The sequence below is a fragment of the Spirulina subsalsa FACHB-351 genome (genome assembly GCF_026130165.1).
GTDB classification, from domain to species: domain Bacteria; phylum Cyanobacteriota; class Cyanobacteriia; order Cyanobacteriales; family Spirulinaceae; genus Spirulina_A; species Spirulina_A subsalsa_A.
Genome location: NZ_JAIHOM010000004.1, coordinates 22103 through 41450 on the forward strand (window position 1 = coordinate 22103; position 19348 = coordinate 41450).

15 protein-coding genes and 1 riboswitch are annotated in these 19348 nt (G+C 47.6%); of the genes, 11 read left to right on the forward strand and 4 right to left on the reverse strand.

Annotated features, from left to right (window positions below):
- The first annotated feature begins 60 nt into the window (after positions 1-60).
- From K4A83_RS01280 to K4A83_RS01290, 3 genes are all read left to right on the forward strand, one after another.
- Complete coding sequence (locus K4A83_RS01280) at positions 61-501, forward strand: DUF3531 family protein (RefSeq protein WP_265262563.1); 441 nt, start codon at positions 61-63, stop codon at positions 499-501.
- 334 nt (positions 502-835) lie between these two features.
- The gene (locus K4A83_RS01285; RefSeq protein ID WP_017306594.1) at positions 836-1216 is read left to right on the forward strand and encodes a DUF7682 family zinc-binding protein; all 381 of its coding nucleotides are present in this window, start codon (positions 836-838) and stop codon (positions 1214-1216) included.
- Positions 1217-1330: 114 nt separating this feature from the next.
- Positions 1331-2491: a cysteine desulfurase family protein gene (locus K4A83_RS01290; RefSeq protein ID WP_265262564.1), complete on the forward strand. Its 1161-nt coding sequence runs from the start codon at positions 1331-1333 to the stop codon at positions 2489-2491.
- Between the two features lie 89 nt (positions 2492-2580).
- Here K4A83_RS01290 and K4A83_RS01295 read toward each other — a convergent pair whose 3' ends face one another.
- Together K4A83_RS01295 and K4A83_RS01300 are read right to left on the reverse strand one after the other, a co-directional pair.
- Positions 2581-2817, reverse strand: a complete 237-nt coding sequence (locus tag K4A83_RS01295; protein WP_265262565.1) for a hypothetical protein — start codon at positions 2815-2817, stop codon at positions 2581-2583.
- A 346-nt stretch (positions 2818-3163) separates the two neighbouring features.
- Complete coding sequence (locus tag K4A83_RS01300) at positions 3164-3562, reverse strand: response regulator (RefSeq protein WP_265262566.1); 399 nt, start codon at positions 3560-3562, stop codon at positions 3164-3166.
- A gap of 658 nt (positions 3563-4220) precedes the next feature.
- On the opposite strand from K4A83_RS01300, the gene K4A83_RS01305 reads away from it, so the two are divergent.
- Both K4A83_RS01305 and K4A83_RS01310 read left to right on the forward strand, forming a co-directional pair.
- Positions 4221-4967 carry a HEAT repeat domain-containing protein gene (locus tag K4A83_RS01305; RefSeq protein ID WP_265262567.1) on the forward strand — a complete coding sequence of 249 codons (747 nt, stop codon included), beginning with the start codon at positions 4221-4223 and terminating at the stop codon, positions 4965-4967.
- Between the two features lie 161 nt (positions 4968-5128).
- Entirely contained in the window at positions 5129-5374 is a 246-nt protein-coding gene (locus K4A83_RS01310) for a hypothetical protein (protein WP_265262569.1), read from the forward strand.
- On the opposite strand, the gene K4A83_RS01315 is transcribed toward K4A83_RS01310, so the two are convergent.
- Positions 5343-7157: a WD40 repeat domain-containing serine/threonine-protein kinase gene (locus K4A83_RS01315; protein ID WP_265262570.1), complete on the reverse strand. Its 1815-nt coding sequence runs from the start codon at positions 7155-7157 to the stop codon at positions 5343-5345. The genes K4A83_RS01310 and K4A83_RS01315 overlap by 32 nt on opposite strands.
- A 374-nt stretch (positions 7158-7531) precedes the next feature.
- Here K4A83_RS01315 and K4A83_RS01320 point away from each other — a divergent pair, with 374 nt between their 5' ends.
- From K4A83_RS01320 to K4A83_RS01345, 6 genes are all read left to right on the forward strand, one after another.
- On the forward strand, positions 7532-12994 hold the full coding sequence (locus K4A83_RS01320) for a hybrid sensor histidine kinase/response regulator (protein WP_265262571.1): 5463 nt from the start codon (positions 7532-7534) through the stop codon (positions 12992-12994).
- Between the two features lie 46 nt (positions 12995-13040).
- The gene (locus K4A83_RS01325) at positions 13041-13694 is read left to right on the forward strand and encodes a Uma2 family endonuclease (protein ID WP_265262572.1); all 654 of its coding nucleotides are present in this window, start codon (positions 13041-13043) and stop codon (positions 13692-13694) included.
- A gap of 209 nt (positions 13695-13903) precedes the next feature.
- Positions 13904-14048, forward strand: a riboswitch (cobalamin riboswitch).
- A 362-nt stretch (positions 14049-14410) separates the two neighbouring features.
- Positions 14411-14857: a hypothetical protein gene (locus K4A83_RS01330; RefSeq protein ID WP_265262573.1), complete on the forward strand. Its 447-nt coding sequence runs from the start codon at positions 14411-14413 to the stop codon at positions 14855-14857.
- A 13-nt stretch (positions 14858-14870) separates the two neighbouring features.
- Entirely contained in the window at positions 14871-16067 is a 1197-nt protein-coding gene (locus K4A83_RS01335; protein ID WP_265262574.1) for a fatty acid desaturase, read from the forward strand.
- A 55-nt stretch (positions 16068-16122) separates the two neighbouring features.
- Positions 16123-17130 (forward strand): methyltransferase domain-containing protein, encoded by a 1008-nt coding sequence (locus K4A83_RS01340; RefSeq protein ID WP_265262575.1) that lies wholly within the window; start codon positions 16123-16125, stop codon positions 17128-17130.
- A gap of 244 nt (positions 17131-17374) precedes the next feature.
- Positions 17375-18151 (forward strand): DUF5131 family protein, encoded by a 777-nt coding sequence (locus K4A83_RS01345; protein ID WP_265262576.1) that lies wholly within the window; start codon positions 17375-17377, stop codon positions 18149-18151.
- Here K4A83_RS01345 and K4A83_RS01350 read toward each other — a convergent pair.
- The gene (locus K4A83_RS01350) at positions 18141-19277 is read right to left on the reverse strand and encodes a three-Cys-motif partner protein TcmP (RefSeq protein ID WP_265262577.1); all 1137 of its coding nucleotides are present in this window, start codon (positions 19275-19277) and stop codon (positions 18141-18143) included. The genes K4A83_RS01345 and K4A83_RS01350 overlap by 11 nt on opposite strands.
- Between the last annotated feature and the right edge of the window lie 71 nt (positions 19278-19348).

A 19348-nucleotide genomic window follows, 5' to 3' on the forward strand; every position in this document is an offset into this window, starting at 1 on the left:
CTGTTATCCTCTAGGATAGTCTAAAATTTGACGACATAGCACCGTAAATAAACCCAATGTATGGACATACAATTTCGTGAATTCAACCCCTTTGATCTGTGGATTTGGCTAGAATTTGAAAATATTCCCTCCCCCTTGGAACAGCAATATGTCGAGGAACTCTTCAATTCTTGGTTCTATTTGGGCAAATTAGGAGGGTTCAACGGGGAAAATCTACAGGTGACAGAAACCGGAGTTGATATTAGTTATATGGAGTATAATCCGGCGATCTCAGAAGCCGCTATGATGGCTCCAATGCACAATATGAGTGATTTTGAATATGCAGGAACTTGGGGACGTTGTTGGCTGGATTTAGGCACCAGTGATTTAATCGCCGTTGATGTTTTAATTAATGCTCTGACCCAACTGAGTCGGGAATATCTCACCCTGCGTCAGGTTATTATTGGGGGAGTGAATGAAGATTGGCCAGTGGATCGTCGCAGTGCAGCAATTTTCAATTAGCGGAATCCCCCAACGATAACCGCCCATCCCTAGGCTGAAAGGGGACTGTGACCCCAATAAAAGTGAGGTCGTAGGGGAATTTCGGTCACGGCTGTGTTATCCTACTGTTATCCTCAAAAGGATTTACGGAGAGGCACCCCGGAAGTAACGCCCAAGTTGGAATCAACCAACTAGATTAGTTAACCAGCCTAATCTGAAGATACGAGTCAGTAGAGGTCAGTGCCGCTCAGTCTGGGAATCCAATTGGATTGGAATGCAGAGCTAGTAATATCTCTGAGAATCTAGAGCGATAAGCCTAACTTATTGCTCCAGAGGTTCAATAACCAGTGGTCTTATGGCTAGACGAAAGAAACAGTTTCCTTGCGGTCACAAGGGGTATGGTCAGACCTGCCACCGATGTGCGCAAAAAGAAGAAGATCGGGAGCGGAAAAAGCGGGAGAAAAAATCGTGGGAGGCCACTTTTGCCCACGATGCCATTGACCTGAGTGAACTACCTAAAAATGTGGTGATTAAAGCTAGACATATTATCACCAGCCTGCAACAACAGCAAGATTATCGCCAATTTCGCGGTAAACGACTGCGCCACGACCGTTTTGTAATTAGTATTCCTGTCACCCGAAATTACCGTCTGATCTGTCGAGATCATGGCAATTTAGTCATTCCAGAAGCGGTAATTTCCCATGAAGATTACAATGTTTGTAAGCCCGGTAGTTAAACCGGGTGGCGATGAGGAATCAGGCCTATCTTGTGGCTTCATTTGCCAAGGGCTTATGGAACCTTTTAGACCGACACCCCCCCTTGAACTGCTCTCAGACCTTCCCCAAGAATTATGCAAATTTATCTGGATTACAGTGCGACAACACCGCAACGTCCTGAAGTGACTGCCCGCATCCAAGAAGTCCTTCAACAAGAATGGGGCAATCCTTCGAGTCTTCATGCTTGGGGTCAACGGGCGGCTACGGTGATGGAAATGGCCCGCTTACAGGTGGCCCAGTTAATTAATGCCCCCCATCCCGAGAGCATTTTTTTCACCTCTGGGGGGACAGAAGCCGATAACTGGGCGATTTTTGGCGTGACACAACAATACCGGACTCCCCAGCATTTAATTATTTCCTCGGTGGAACATTCGGCGATCGCAGAACCCGCCCGAATTTTAGAACAACAAGGGTGGCAAGTCACCCGTCTCCCAGTCAATCGCCAAGGTCGGGTCAATCCCCTTGACCTCAAAGCCGCTTTAAAACCCAATACCGTCCTGGTGTCCATCATTTACGGTCAGAGTGAAGTCGGCACCCTGCAACCCATTGAAACCTTAGCCCAAATCGCCCGATGTCACAATGTATTATTCCACACTGACGCGGTACAAGTGGCGGGACGATTACCCCTCGATGTGCAGCAGTTGGGGGTAGATTTACTCTCTCTATCGGGCCATAAACTCTACGGCCCCCAAGGGTCCGGGGCCTTGTATGTGCGGGAGGGGGTACAACTCGCTCCGATGATTTATGGGGGAGGACAGGAACAGCGTTTAAGATCAGGAACCCAAGCGGTGCCAACCCTTGCCGGGTTTGGGGTGGCGGCTGAGTGGGCGCTGGCTGAAATGACAAGGGAAACTCCTCGTCTACGGGAATTGCGCGATCGCCTCTTTGATCAACTAGCCTGTTGTTCCTACCTCGTCCCCACCGGAGATCGGTTACACCGTCTCCCCCACCACGTCAGTCTCTGTTTAACTCAAGGGGAAATTACCGGAAAAACCCTAGTCCGGCAGTTAAACCTAGCAGGCATCGGCATCAGCGCCGGATCAGCCTGTCATAGTGGCAAATTAACCCCCAGTCCCATTCTCAAAGCAATGGGCTATTCCGATCAAGAAGCTTTAGCCGGAATTCGGTTCACTTTAGGCAGAGAAACCACCTTAGAAGATATTGATTGGACGGCTATGGTCTTAAAACAAGTCCTAGACCGTTTGTTACCGAAATTTGCCTTATCAGGCTGTTAATAGAAACGTCACATTGAAGCGAAAGACGAAGATCAAGTAAATCCCTTGAAGACAAATCAACAGTTTTATAATAGGTCAAAAGTTCAGTATTATTCCCGCTCCAACGATAAGATGGCATCAAGATTGATGTCTTCATCATAGGCCGCGTCAGATTCTTTCACATCAAAAGGGCGATTCATTTCACAACCGATATTATCTGGACTGATGGCACAACCATAAGGATCGGAAACTTGGGCTCCCATAACGCTTAACAGTACCCCTCCTGATGTAACAGTAATTACGGAGAAAGTCAAGATCAGACTGGATACACTCTGAATCATCATCATTGTTTACACTTAAAGTAATTTCACTGAGTCTTTACTATATACAGGAAATTACGGAAATTCTATAAAGTTATGATGAAGTTCTGTCCTCGAAAGTTCTGTTTTGTAAAGTTTTGATAAAGATATATAGCGTTCCCATTTGAGTTTTGTCATCCACAAGGGAAAGCAAAGGGAATAGGGAATAGGTGATAGGGAATAGGCAACAGGGAATAGGGAATAGGGAATAGGTAATAATTATCAATTGTCAATTATCAATTGCCCTGCTCCCCTGCCCCCCTGCCCCCCTGCTCCCCTGCTCCCCCTCTCCCCTGCTCCCTGACTCCCGACTCCCCGAGTTATTCAGCAAGCCCTAATTATCAATTCCCCCCTGATACACCTCAACCGCTTGCTGTAAAACCGATTGAAGGATTTCCGGCTGACAAGGTTTAGAGACACAACGAAAGACCTCGGCTGAGTTCAAGTCCTCCCCCGCTTCTACTAACTGTTCATCGGAATACCCTGTCAGTAAAATCCGCACAATTCTAGGATATTGATGCTTAATTTTGCTTAACAACTGGATGCCGCTCATTTCCGGCATACTTTGATCTGAAACCACGGCTACAACGTCGCTGTCTTGAGTGAGCATTTCTAGTGCGATCGCCGGACTATCCACTTTCAACACCTTAAAAGTCCGTCGGAAGGTACGATACAACAAATCCAGATTGTCCTTCTCATCATCCACGACCATAATTTTCAGTTTTTCAGGCATCCCCTTTCATCCGAGTAATATAGCTTCTATTGACACTCTCCCACCAACCCTAACAGGTATAGTGCGAGATTCCTGTTTTACAGACCCTGAGCGAGAGCAGTCCCATGACCAACTTCCCGCCGACTGTCTCCCCAAAAACCATCCCAACGTTACCACAGAGATGACGGGCTAGCTTGCAATGCTAGTCCTTGCGAGTATCAGCAACAAGCATCTGAAGGAAGACGAATAACCGCATCTCTGACAGACACAAAGTTTTGCCCCCAGCAAACCCATACTTAGTTTTCAGGATTCAGGTTGCTGCTCTCGGAGTCCATTTTTTGATTTTAGCGTTGACATCCCCATCCCACCAAATTGCAGATTATGGTGGGAGAATCCCCCGGAGGAATTGAGAGGGGTTGAGCTTGTAACGGAATGTTGTTCGCCTGATCGCAACCCTCGTTTGCTCCCGCTTGTTCCCCGGTTAAACTCAGTCAATTCCTACCCTTCGCTTCGAGGTGGGGGAATGGGCCGCTCTTTTTGTTCAAAATCCATCAAAAGCCGATACAATGGGAGGAATGACCGATGATAGCGTGGTGAGATCTGCCCCTCCCCCATCCCGAGGAAAGGGCGAGGAGCAGCCCGTTCAACGTGACGCGATGTGATTTTTTTGCAGATTCCTATGAATGATGATGGCCTCAATCCAGTCAACTGGGAGGATGAGTTAGATAGTCCACTTGATGAACTAGACGCAATCGAAGAAGAAGCGGCACCAGATCCCGAGGAAATGTTACGCTTGTTATCCTCCGACGACACCTCTCAACGGATTGTAGCCGCCCGTGCCTTTAGTCAGATTCAGGATTCACGAGCAATTCCCCACCTGATGGAAGCTTTAACGGATATTTGTCCCCTAGTCCGCGTCAGTGCGGCCTATGGTTTAGGACGCAATCCCAGCCCTGATGCAGTGGAAGCCCTAATGACTCAGTATTACCAAGATTGGAATGGTTACGTCCGCAAAGGCATTGTCTGGGCATTAGGTAACTGTTTAGATCGTCGCACCCTTGCCCCCCTCACCCAAGGTTTAAAAATGGACATCTCGGCCGTGCGTCTCTGGGCAGCTAGTGCCTTAGCCCAGATGGCTAAGTTAGATTATGACGTGATGATCGGTGCAATTCCGCCATTAATTGAGTCACTCCGTCAAGATTCCGTGGCAGCGGTGCGGAGTAATTGCGCTTGGGCATTAGGGCAGTTATGCCGGGAGTTACCTTCTAATGTGGTCTATGCCACAGCGATTGATGCCCTGTTAGAGTCTTTAGTAGAAGATTCTGATCTCGGGGTACGGGAAGATGCTAAGGCCGCGCTGCTTAAAGTCGGAGATCCCCGAGGTTTGCAAATGATTGAGGAGTTGGAGTTAGAAGGTTTGGTTTAACTCAAGTTAAGCTTGTGTGCCTTCCTGATGTTGAGTGGGGCTTGGATCGCTCTCTACCATAAATAATTTTTTTTGTCAAGATTTCAGGGGTTTATTGTTAACTTAGATAAAGAAATGTTAAGATAATCAGAGATTCATACCATTTCGCTGAGGGAAAACCCATGCTTCATCACTATAACTTCTGTCGCCATTGTGGTCAGATTAGTAACCCTGCCGCTAGTCTTCTAGAGCAGGAAAGCTGCCCAGTTTGTGGGAGTGAAGACCTTGAAGCTTGCGCTCCTTCCATCTTGCCTTTAGCAACTCTCCCCGTGGTTGAAAAAACCTCCTTATGGGTGAAATTCACGCGGAAACTGGCTCAGGATAACTGTACTCCAGTTAATTTTGTGGAAACGGTTGCCATATCTTAACGGTTTTGTCCTCACTGCCACTGGCTAAAAGCCGGCCTTGAGGGTGAAACGCTACACTGTGGACTATGCCAGTGTGACCCCGTAACGAACCCAGCGTTAAGCCTCGTTTGACATCCCACAGTCGCAAGATTCCTTGTTCATCGCCACTAATTAGCAAATGCCCTTGAGGATGAAATGCCAAACTAGAGACGGCATTGTTGCCGCAGACTAAAGCTTTAATCATGCGTCCAGTGTGGATTTCCCAGAGTAGAATAGCAGGACTGCCCGCCCTTGTGCCTTCAGATATTGACCCAGCCGTTGCCAGAAGTTGACCATTGGGACTAAAGGCGAGGGCAGAACAGAGGAGTTTGCGGGTCCAGAGGGGTTTTTGTTGCTGAACTGACCAAAGATAGAGACGGGGGGAGTTACTGGCTGTGGCGAGGAGTTGACTATCAGAGCTCCAGGCGATCGCCTCCACATTAGCAAATAGCCCAGTTAACTTCAATTGGGTCACTTTACGGAAGGGGCAAACTTGCCAAAGCTCAACACTATGTTCTCCCCCCCCACTCGCGAGATAATGACCATCGGGGGAGTAGGCCACCGTAAACACACCGCCCCCTAACCCCCCCTTACGCTGTAGAGTTTTGTGAAAGCGCCCCTGTTGCCAATCCCATAACTTGAGGGTTTTATCCCGACTCACAGAAGCTAAGTGATGGCCTTGGGGGTGGAAACTCAACCCTTGGACAGTGTTTTCATGACCGAGAAGAGTGTCTAGTTCCCACCAGTCTTGTTTGCGCCAGAGGTTAATCGTGCGATCGCCACTACCACTGACCAAGACCTCTCCCTTGGGGTGAAACGCCACCACCTGCACCCCCTCCGTATGACCCCTTAAAGTATCCGTACAGTGCCAGAGGGGACGGGATAACTGGGGCTGTAAATTCGAGGCACACAACGCCGCTAAGACCTGTTGGGCCGACTCATAGCGATCGCGCACCCCCCGGGCCAACAACTTATCTAAAATCCGACCCAACGCTGGATTGACCGGACGAGGCAGAAACTTCCGCCAGACCCAAGCCCCCTCCTGGACACTATACAACTCCAAAGGATCCACCCCTGTTAACAACTGAACACAAGTCACCCCCAAACTATACAAATCACTAGCAAACGTCGCCCGACCAAAACTTTGCTCAGGCGCCACATAACCCACACTACCGATCACCGTCCCCCGGCACCCCAAAGCCGTTTCCGTCGCATACTTCGCCGCCCCAAAATCCACCAACACCAACTCTTGATCCCTCATCCGACGGATAATATTTTCCGGCTTAATATCCCGGTGAATCACCTGTCCTTCATGGATAAAGCGCAACACAGGCAAGAGATTCAGCAAAACCCGCCCCACTTCCCCCTCCGGAAAACACTTCTGTTGGGCCAACTCTTGGGCTAAATTCTGACCATCCACCCACTCCTGAACAATATATTGTTGATTCTCTTGGCTAAAATGGGCATAAAGTTGAGGAATTTGGGCATGGTGTCCCAACTGTTCCAACCGTTGCGCCTCTTGTTCAAACAAATCCGCCGCCTTCTGAGATTGATCTTGGGGACAAAATTGTTTAACCGCACAAAAAGGATGGGAAGGTTTATATTCATCCCGTCCTAAAAACGTCCGTCCAAACCCCCCCGACCCAATCAAACGTAGCAGGCGATACCGTTCCCCCAATAGCAACCGCGTCCCACAATGCCCACAAAAGCGCGCATGATCTGCATTTTCAGGTTGTTGACACTGGGGATGGGGACAGTAACTCATAGTGGGGTGTCGAGAATAGGGAATAAGGAATAGGAAAAAGGAAATAAGTCATACTTCACCCTCCACACCTCACACCCCATCTCCTACCGATTACTATTCATTGTTACCGGGTCACTCCTCAAAAAACCGGATACTATTGTGAATTGAGGAGAGAGTGATTGTTCAAACTGAGTCAAGATTGGCTAGAGTTAAGTCAGTACCACTCAATAGACCCTAGCGCGTAGGTCAGGGGGGACACCAACCCTATTGAGGACTGATAATTGTTGATTAGACATCTCCTACAACCTCCTTTTAGAAACGGTGTAATAGGTGTTTGAGCCTAATTATCGGAAATCTAAGAGTGATTATTGATAATTGATTATTAATAATTAATTATGGATGCCGAACAACGCCAGAAAATAACCGGATACTTTGTTCTCGAAGCCAAAGAACATCTAGAGGTAATTGAACAAAGTTTACAAGACCTCCAAAGTACCGTAGACAACCCGGAAATGATACAGGAGGTCTATCGCGGTGCGCACTCCATCAAAGGGGGAGCGGCCATGCTGGACTTGGAAAGCATTCGCCTAACCGCCAATCGGCTAGAAGACTATTTTAAATTTCTCAAAAACAATCCCCGCCCCGTTGATCAAGGCTTAACCCGTCTGTTATTCCCCATTCATCAAGGGTTGTGCCGGATGATTGACCAAGTAGAAAAAACAATCACCCTGCCCGAAGAGGTTGCCGCTCCAGTAATGGCAGAAATTGAACCCCTATTCCCTCAAGTAACCCATTATCTAGAGAGTTCACCCCAAGCCTCCTCAACCGGAAGTTCCCCATTACCCAGCGCCGTCCAGGAAGAAGATATCCTACCCTCCGCCCAAGATTGGGTTAAAGGTCAGGTTGATCCTATTCATCCCAATTCCCAACTTCAAGCCCTGACAACCCCGCCTATGTCCTCTCCTGCCGAAGAAAACCTTGATCTAGAGACTCTTGACCTAGATAGTCTGGCTGACCTAGATGATTTCTTTAGTGATGCCTCCCCCACCCCCACCCTCACAGACCATCCCCAGATGAATCTAGAAGAACCCGAAGAATTGGGCTTCTTAGACGAGGGAGAATTTGCCGACCTATTCGGAGATTCTGGTTCTGATGATTTAGAGAGTTTAGTCCTTGATCAAGACCTGGGCGCAGAGGGTCTTGATGATTTAGAAGCCCTTCTACACGATAGTTCTCCCAGTCAAGATTTCCCCTCCTTCCAAGGAGGGACAGATAAAAACAAAAGTTCTAATCAACTCACAGACCTTGAGTCCATTGAAGCCCTAGAACAGAGTCTAGAGATGGATTTGGAGGGTGCCTTAGCAGGAGATGACTCCCTCGACAACCTTGATGACCTCTTTGGAGAAGAGGCGGAACTAACGACCGCAGAACAGGACAGTTTAGACCTAGCCGATGATCTCTTTGGCACAGACACCGACTTCCTAGGAGACAGTGAACAATTCCTTGAATCGGACTTGACCTTAACAGAAGGACAGGAGTTTGATTCCCTAACCGACTTGTTTGGGGAAGGGTTTTCCTTTGGGGAATCCCCTCCCCCAGTCCCTACCCCCCCCGAACCCGAACCCCCTGTATCCACCCCTGCACCGCCAGAACTCGCCCTAGAGCAGGAAGAAGACTTTAGTGATCTACTGGATATTTCCTCAGAATCGGCCGTCAATGAGTTGAGTCCAACTGGGGAAACGGCAGAGGTGGAAATTGAGGGCTTAGACCTTCTAGAGTCCGAGGAGGACATTGAACTGGATGCCTTTACTACCCTCATCCAAAGCACCGATCCCGGTTTTGATTTCAGTGATGCCAACATTCCCAGCGCTCAAGCTGTTGATGAGGAATTTAACGCCATCCTGAGTGGGGAAGATACGATCATTCAGGATATGGATGATCTAGAAGCCTTCTTTAGCGGGAAAAATGCTGAAATTGGCATGACCCCCAACTATACCCCGACTCCCGAGGCTGCTAGCCCTATTTCCGAGCCAGAACAGCAAGAGGCGCTATTCGCTGAATTAGACGATGTGGAAGGGGATCTAGAGGATCTGTTTGGTGATGCCCAAGACCTCGGACTATCTGGGATGCCTGAGTCAGTCAATCGTAGTGGGGTGGGTGAACCGGGTCAAATGGGCATTCAAGGGGACGAAAGTTTAGACCTTGATGAATTATTCGCCTCGGCCGAGTCAGAGTCAGAAGCGACATTAGACGATGTGTTGAGTGGTGGGGTCGAAGGGATGGATGACCTCGAAGCCCTACTCAGTGGGATGCCGGAAGAGTCGCCTGTGGAAGGAGTGGATGACCTCGAAGCCCTACTCAGTGGGATGCCGGAAGAGTCGCCTGTGGAAGGAGTGGATGACCTCGAAGCCCTGCTCAGTGGTGCGCCAGAAGAATCGGTTATTGCTCCCCAACCCCAAGGGCAACCTAAACCCCAAGAGGCTGCCCCCTCCACGGCTTCTAATGGGGAAATTAGCTACTATGAACCCTTAGAAGAATTAGCTGCCCTGTTGGAACAACCTCCGAGTGTGTTCGCCCAGCGTGACCTAGGAAAGGATTTGCCTTTAGCCACGACCTTGGCGGAATTGGAAGCCCTGTTGGAACAGTCGCCTCACCCAGTGGACACTGCCCCCCCGTCGCCCACTACCCCAGTGGACCGGGAATCCCATCCTGAAACCGATGATTTTAGTGATTTAGAAGAACTGTTAATTCAAACTCAACAACAGGCTGGACCGCCGGGGGATGTAAAACGGCGGACTCCAGCCACCCGACGGACTAAATCATCTAAGGTGGAAGCCACCTTGAAGGTTCCGGTGCGCCAAATGGATAACCTCAATAACTTGATTGGGGAGTTGGTGGTGAACCGGAATAGTTTGGAGGGAGATGAGGAACGTCTGCGCCAGTTTTTGGAGAACTTGATGCACCAAGTTCAAAACTTGAGCGATGTGGGGGGACGAATGCAAGACCTCTATGAACGCTCGCTGTTGGAGGATGCCTTGTTGCGCAGTCGTCGGGAATATCGCGCTCAACATAAGCATGAGGTGGTGATTCCGGGGGCGGCTCCGATTACGGTGGAACATGAGAATGATTACGACTCCTTGGAAATGGATAGTTTCACCAAGTTTCACGAATTAGCTCAGGAGATGATTGAGTTGATTGTGCGGGTGCGGGAGTCGGCTTCGGATATTCAGTTTTTGGTGGATGATATTGACCAGGTGGCGCGAACCTTGCGACAGGTCACGTCTCAGTTACAGGAGGGGTTAACGAAGTCGCGGATGGTGTCTTTTGGGAATACGGCGAACCGTTTACCTTTGGCGGTGCGGCGGATTGCGCCTCAGTTGGGTAAAGAAGCGACGTTACAACTGGAGGGTCAGGAAACGTTAATCGATAAGATGATTTTGGAGCATTTATCGGATCCTTTGACCCATTTGGTGAATAATGCGCTGACTCACGGGATTGAGTCGCCGGAAGAACGGCGGAGGGCGGGGAAACCCCCTACGGGACAGGTGAAGGTGAGCGCGCTGCAACAAGGGAACCAGACGGTGATTGCGGTGAGTGATGATGGGGCGGGGATTAATAGCGATCGCGTTAAGGCTAAAGCGATCCAAAAAGGCTTGATGACCCACGGCCAAGCTCAACAGCTTTCGGAGTTGGAGGTTTATGATCTCCTGTTCCATCCGGGGTTTAGTACGAAGGATCAGGCGGATAATTTCGCCGGACGGGGGGTCGGTTTGGATGTGGTGCGCACCAGTATTAATGAGATTCGCGGCAGTGTGAGCATTGATTCTAAACCGGGACGGGGGACGACGTTCACTATTCGTTTACCTCTGACCTTGAGTATTTGTAAGGCCCTGTGTTGTATTAGTGAAAATGCCTCCATTGCTTTCCCCCTCGATGGGGTGGAAGATATGCTAGACCTGCCCCAAACGAATATTCAACGCAATACGAAGGGGCAGTTGTCGATTAAATGGCGGGATACGACCCTGCAATATATGCACCTTTCGGAATTGTTGTCCTTTAACCGTCGTTTGGGACGGGCGAACCTCTACGCGGGGCGACGGGATGACAATATGATTTCTGTGGTGATTCTGCGCAGTACGAGCAATTATATTGCGGTGGGGGTGGATCAGGTGCTGGGCGAACAGGAGATTGTAATTAAACAGCTTTTGGGGCCAATTCCTAAGCCGGCGGGGATTGCTGGGGCGACGGTGCAGGGGGATGGTCGTATTATGGCGATCGCGGATGTTCTAGAATTAATCGAAATTGCCGAGGGTCGCATTCGCAAGGATATGAGTGTGGGAATGTGGCAAACGCCCCCCGCTATCCGAGCGCAGGAGGAAAGTCAAATTCAACGGGAGCCGGTGGTGTTGATTGTAGACGACTCCATCACAGTCCGGGAGTTGTTATCCATGACGTTTGCTAAGGCTGGGTATCGGGTGGAACAAGCCCGGGATGGTCAAGATGCTTGGGAAAAACTGCGCTCGGGTCTGCCCTGCGATATTGTGTTCTGTGACATCGAAATGCCTAGGGTAGACGGGTTAGAATTGTTAAGCCGTCTGCAAAAAGATGAGGTCTTGGCGGAGTTACCCATTGCTATGTTGACCTCTCGGGGGGCCGAACGTCATCGGAAAATGGCGGCGGAGTTGGGGGCCTGTGGCTATTTCACGAAGCCCTATTTAGAGGAAGTGTTGTTAGATGCGGCACAACGGATGATGACCGGGGATGTGCTGTTGGCTGGCAGTTCTCGTAAACCGCGCCTTAAGGAGACTCAGACTCCTACCTTGGTTCAAATGCCTGTGGAGACTTCCCCGGGGGCAGCACGGGGGACTACCCTACCATCTGCTCCCGATACCCACGACGGCCATCCCCCGACGGTGTTAATTGTGGATGATTCGGTGACGGTGCGATCGCTTTTGTCCATGACCTTTGAAAAGGCTGGCTATGAGGTGGAACAAGCCAGAGATGGAAAAGAAGCTTGGGATAAACTCCAAGGGGGAATCCGACCGGATTTAGCACTATTGGACATTGAAATGCCCCGCATGGATGGTTTAGAACTGTTGGGCAAAATCCAAAGCGATAGCGAACTGGGGACTATTCCTGTGGCTATGTTGACCTCTCGGGGGGCTGAACGCCATCGCAAAGTGGCGGCGGAACGAGGGGCGAGTGGTTATTTCACGAAGCCCTATGTAGAACAGGATTTATTACAGGCCGCCGAACGGATTCGCGCTGGGGAGGTGTTATTAGCCAATAGTATCCGCACCCCCGGCCGTACCACAGTCGGGAGCGCTCCCCCAGTGGAAGCCCCTGTTACGCCTCCCCAAGCCCCAGAGACGGAAGAACCCAGTTTTAGCTTAGACGAATTATTCCCGCCGGAAGAAGCCCCCCGTCCTCCCAGTCCCGGTCCGGTGAGGGTGCAACATTCGGGACAACCGAGGGTTTTGATTATTGATGATTCGGTGACGGTGCGATCGCTTTTGTCCATGACCTTTGAAAAGGCCGGCTATGAGGTAGAACAAGCGCGGGATGGTCAAGATGCCTTGAAAAAACTCAAAGCCGGGTTAAATCCTGATATTACCTTCTGTGATATTGAGATGCCTAAAATGGACGGGTTAAAGTTACTGTCAGAACTGAAAAATGACCCCGAATTATCAAAGGTTCCCGTAGCCATGTTGACCTCCCGAGGGGCGCGCAAACACCGCCAAATTGCCGCAGAACGAGGCGCTCGGGGCTATTTTACTAAGCCCTATGTAGATGATATTTTACTCGATGCCGCCCAGCGCATGATTAACGGGGAGATTTTGTTAGAACTAGAACCCTAAGAGCAGGAAGTATTGGCGAAGATTTTCATAAAAGGGCAATCAAACTATGATAGCAACGGCAAAAATCTACCCTAACTCAACAATTTCACCCCTAGAAAATGGCGATAAACTCACTCGTAGAGAATTTGAGCGTAGATATAATGCCATGCCAAATCTTAAAAAAGCCGAACTCATTGAAGGAATTGTTTATATGGCTTCTCCTTTAAGAATTAGGAATCATGGCAACCCTCATGCTCGTATTATCACTTGGTTAGGTAACTATTGGTCAAGTACACCCGGAATTGAATTAGGTGATAATTGTACGGTGCGTCTTGATGCTGATAATGAACCTCAACCTGATGCACTATTAAGGATTACAAACGGTGGACAATCAACAATTAGTGACGATGGCTATGTAGAAGGTGCGCCAGAATTAATAGTCGAAATAGCAGCAAGTACCGTTTCTCTTGACTTACATCAAAAACTCAATGTTTATCGCCGTAACCAAGTACAAGAATATTTAGTCTGGCGAGTTGAGGATGGTGAGTTTGATTGGTTTAGATTAACGAATGAAGAGTATATTAAACTTGAACCTAATTCAGAAGGCATAATTTGCTCCCAAATTTTCCCCGGATTATGGTTAGATAGATCAGCATTATTAGCAGGTGATTTGGCTAAAGTTTTAGAGGTTTTACAATTGGGAATAGCTAGAGATTGCTGAAAAAGACCAACGCTAGACTCAACAAGGTAATAGGCGATCTTGACAAGTTAAGACCCAAAGTTAGAAAAATTCTTGGTATAGCTTTTTGTCGATTTTCTTCTTTCGCTTCTTCACTTAGCTCCCCTGTGAAATAGGTTCGCCTCGATTCTGGCTGAAGAGGATTAGTCAACAATCTCTTGAGGGATGCTTTCTGCCCTAAGTTTGTGTTATAGTCAATCAGTATTTTCGGTTCTGGTGGGGAGCAGCCATCAGACGTAAGGGGGAAAGTCCGGTGCAAATCCGGCGCTGTCCCGCAGCTGTGAGGAGAGCAAGCACTCTCTCAGTCAGAATGCCCGCCGAATAGTCTCCTCTGGAGATGCGCGAACTTGTTCTATTTCGTCTGCGAGGTACGGATGATAATGTCTAAAAGCTTTTCTGAATTTATCTTTAAAGGTCGATTTCACCAAAAGCAGGAAAAATCGACCAGCAAAATAGTTTTAGGGAGAGAACAAATCCCCTCAAAGCTTTCTCTGTTCCCTAATATCAACTAATCCTTTATAGAGCGTTACAGCTTACTGCTCTTTGCACCGGAATGAATCGCAGAAATGCGCTCCGTTTTTGCTACTTTTTTTTGCCTTAAAACGTGACTATTATGAACTTTAGAAACCAGAATAAAATCCAGATTGTCTCCCCAAATTATCGGGTAAAGATAAACCAACTTCTATGGGGGGATAGTTATGCACTCTAGTCATGATCTCTGGCAAAGAAACTCACCTTACTGGCAGGATGCTTTTGTTCAACAAAACCTCATTCTCTTAGCATATACCGCCCATTGTGGCTATCTATCTCAGGGGCGAGGTCTTCTAGTTTGCGAGATAACTGAGAAGATACCCAGAACAATAAATTGGCAACTTGAACAGGTGAAGTTTACTCAAAGGTTTATCGCTCAAAATGAGGCAGCGTGCCACTTTCAGCAAATCAATCTGGAGTGGGAGGCAATTCCTGACCTAATTCAGGCGATCGCAACCTATGACCCCACCTACGAAATTATTGTTTCACTTCAAGGAAATGACACCGTTGAGGTTCATTGTTTACAATCCAAGACCCCCTTATGCACAATCCACGACCAAGTAAGACGGCGTTGGTCAGAATTCCACCTCGAAAATCCTACTCTAGGAAATTGACTCAAAATCCATTATGCTCAAAAATTACTTGCATCGTCTAGGAAAAATTCCCACATCAGTACATCCCTTGGTAAAATCTGCATCTTCCCATCCCCAAAAAACATCAGATCAACTTAAAAAATCTGATTTTGTTTTAACTCCGTACATCAAAAGTAGCAACCTGCGCGCAACCTATCAAATTCTGAATACCGTTGTGCCGTATGTTCTTTTATGGATATTAGCCATAAAAGTCGCCTCGATTTCTTTCTGGCTTCTCCCGCCGATTATTACCCTGCTAATTCTCTTCTCCCTACGCTGTTTTTCCTTAATGCACGATTGCGGACACTATTCTTTGTTTCGCTCAAAACGGATGAACCGAATTATGGGATTTCTGCTCGGTGTAATCAACGCCATGCCCCAATATGGTTGGTCAAGAGATCATGCTTACCATCACAAAACCAATGGCGACTGGGAGCGCTATCGGGGTGTTGCCGATTTCCTATCGACTGAGGAATTTTCCCAGCTTGATCCCTTCAATCAAAGATTTTATGAAGTCCTACGATATCCCTTAATGGCCATTCCGGGCGGCTTTTTTTACTTAGTTATTAAACCCAGACTCATTTTAATTCTGGGAGTTTATGATTTCGCCCATCATTTATTCACAGATTTGCAAAAAGGTTCAGAGTTTAACCTAGCACAAACAACATCCGCCCATTCGTCAAAACACTGGCAGTCAGCTACTGAGTTTTGGGATCTTTTGTTCAATAACATTTGTGTAATCAGTGGCTGGATTTTTCTCAGTCATGTATGGGGCTTTGGGCTGTTCTGGACGATTTACTCCATTACGCTTAGTTGTTCTGCGACTATTTTTATCTGGATCTTTTTTGTACAACATATTTTTGAGGGATCTTACGCCCATAAAACAGCAGGCTGGGATTATGTTTTGGGAGCCGTTAAGGGGAGCAGTTATTTAGAATTACCAGCCATCCTGAGATGGTTTACGGCAGATATTGGCTATCACAATATTCATCATCTCTCCTCCAGAATTCCCAATTACCATCTCGCCGCTTGTCATGAAGAAAATCGTCATTTGCTCTCGGAAGTGAAGACACTGCACATCAGAGATTTACTCAACTGTTGCCAATTCCTGCTCTGGGATGCAGAGTCGAATCGCTTAGTGAGCATCGCTTCTTTTCGTGATACAGCACAGATGGAGACTGCTCTAAAATAGTGAACTTTCTCAAGCTTGCTCGTGACTTTTAAGGAATACCTTTGATCGTTCAACCATGTCTAATCTTTTTGTAATCACCCCGGGCTTAATCCTGTTGGCAATCCTCCTAGGATTAGCACTTTACCTCCTCTTTCCTCGGAAATATCAATCCGCCGATTCTGTCGCCAACTCCTATGATGATTGGACCAATGACGGCATCCTCGAATTTTACTGGGGGGAACATATCCACCTCGGGCATTATGGCTCACCACCCCAACGGAAGGACTTCTTAAAAGCAAAGGAGGATTTTGTTCATGAAATGGTGCGTTGGGGAAGATTAAATAACCTTCCTGCTGGCACAACGGTTTTAGATGTGGGCTGTGGGATTGGGGGCAGTAGTCGCATTCTGGCGCGAGATTATGGTTTTGCGGTTACAGGTGTTACCATCAGCCCAGAGCAAGTCAAACGCGCTCAGGAACTCACACCCCCCGATCTTACTGCTCAGTTTCAGGTGGATGATGCCTTAGCGTTGTCTTTCCCCGATGGGAGCTTTGATGTGGTGTGGTCCATTGAAGCGGGTCCCCATATGCCGGATAAAGCCCAATATGCACGAGAGATGATGCGGGTGTTGAAACCGGGGGGGATTTTAGTGGTGGCGGACTGGAATCAACGAGATGACCGCCAAAAGCCTTTGAATTTCTGGGAAAAGCCTGTAATGCGGCAACTGTTAGATCAATGGGCCCATCCCGCCTTTGCCAGTATTGAAGGGTTTGCTGAACAACTTGCCGCTACTGGGTTGGTATCTGGGGAAGTTGCCACGGCTGACTGGACGGCGGAAACGTTACCCTCTTGGCTTGATTCCATTTGGCAGGGGGTAGCACGTCCAGAGGGGCTAATTCGCTTTGGGGTGAGGGGATTCCTGAAGTCTTTGCGGGAAGTTCCCACCTTGTTGTTAATGCGGGTGGCGTTTGGAGCGGGTTTGTGCCGATTTGGGATGTTCCGGGCGGTTCGCGCTGCGACACCTGTTGGGGAGATGGCGGTATCGGGTCAAACCAGTGAACCGTTCACTGCCCAGACCAAATAATATCACTGTGAATATTCTGCCCCATCCTGCCTTTGGTGAGAATGGGGTAGCTCACTCGGCTCCTAGAGAGTTTCGTGAAGTTCTCCCCCGCTAACCCTACGGGTATAACGGGCGACCCCTGCTGACTTTAGGTTGGGTCTGGTTGTAGACTGGCAAGTTTATCCTAATAATGCTATAGTACTAGGAAACACTTTGTTCCAGGCAGGTTAGCGTCTGGCGCTGATGTAGCTGGCGGGATTGAAATATGTCTAGCACCCATACGGGTATTGAGTGGACTGATAAAACTTGGAATCCGACAACTGGCTGTGACAAGGTTAGCCCGGGTTGTCTTCATTGTTATGCTGAAGCTATAACGCAGCGTTTTCACAAGAACTTTCCTAACGGTTTTGCCTTAACATTGCATCCGGAGAGGTTACAACAACCATTGAGTTGGCGCACTCCCAGCCGAATTTTCGTTAACTCGATGAGTGATCTTTTCCATGAGGATGTTCCCTTAGAATTCATCCGAGAAGTTTTCTCTGTTATTAATAAAACTCCTTGGCATATCTATCAAATTCTGACCAAGCGCCATCAACGTTTAGATGATTTATCTTCTCAGTTGGATTTTCCACAGAATGTCTGGTTAGGGGTATCAGTTGAAAATCAGAACTACGTTGAGCGTATTGAATATCTTCGCCGAGTTCCTGTATCTGTACGCTTTATATCGTGTGAACCACTTTTAGGAGAACTTCAACTAAATTTGACTGATATTCATTGGGTTATTGTAGGTGGTGAATCTGGTCACAAACATCGACCCATACAAATCCAATGGGTAGAGGATATTCGCGACCAGTGCCAAAATGCCGGGGTAGCATTTTTCTTTAAACAAGTTGGAGGAAGAACACCAAAAGCTGGCGGTAGATTACTTGATAATAGAATCTGGGATGAAATGCCAGATATATGGAATCAGCATATTGACAAATGGGGAACTTCTCCAATTAAGGTAACTAAGGGGGGGAATCAGTTAGAGCTTATTGCTTAGGTGGAAATTCCACTTTGACCCCATCAGCAAATGTGATTTTTCCCTGGTATTTTCGCCGTTTATTGGCAGGTGGATCTGCCGTAATTTTTCCCTGAGCTTCAAGATTAATAAGGGCAGTTTTGTAGTTCTTTTTAATATACGGTTTCCCAACATGATGCTGTTCGTAAATCTCTTGCATTGTCATGGTTTTACCTGAAAACGTATCCAGCAACATCGCTTCGAGTGCATCAAGAGGACGAGTCAACTCGAACAATAACGGTTGTCGTAGAGTCGCCGGATTGTACTCAAAAGATGGCACACCCTGCGTCTGCTCAGAACTTTCTTTAGCCATTATGTCTTTCATGATTTCATAGCCTTTGATATGCTTGCTTACAAAGATAAGATGATGGGTAGTGCGATTGCCGCTTTCATGTTTAAATCGGAAGGGAAGAACATACTGAGTCCCCATGTCTTTTAAGACTTCACAAATTACTTCTACAATAGTTAACTCACGCTCTCGTGGACTCAGTGGTTCCAATTGTTGGCGGAGTTGATCTGCCCGTACTTCTCCAAATAGCGCATTAATATGCTCTTGAACGGCATCATTGCTTAATCCCATATTGATCCGGTTATAGTTGAAGAAAAAAATACAATCACAACCCCAATCTTTGACCACTGAATTAATCAGTTGAAGAGATAAACCTTTGTAGCCCCAAGGATCTACAAAAAATAAGGTGGGAACCAATCGGTGTTCTTGAAAGGTTTTAACTATATTATCTCCAACTTCATGATTCCATATTTTGGGAGGGTATTTTAAACGCTGTATGCCGGGAATCTCATTGATAGCTTCTTCAAGAGATTTGACATGGGTGGCATCGACATCGTTAAAAATTGATACTAACATATCCCGCAGATCTGGATCTGAGATAGCTGTTTCCAGCACTTTCACTGGGGTGGATTTTGAACCATCTTCATATCGTCCGGTCCCCGCAAAAAGATCAATATAAGCAATTTTTTTGGGTTTTTTAGAGGATTGTTTGACAGTAGGAATAATTACTTTTGCCCAAGCCCAGAAATATTTTTCAACAATTCTGGCTTTGATCAAGGACTGTTCTTTCTGTACCTCAAAAAATGAGTTTCTGGTCATATATTGTGTGAATATTAACAGGATCTGGAATGGAATAATACCCAATATAGCGAACCTATCTGAGTCGTGCA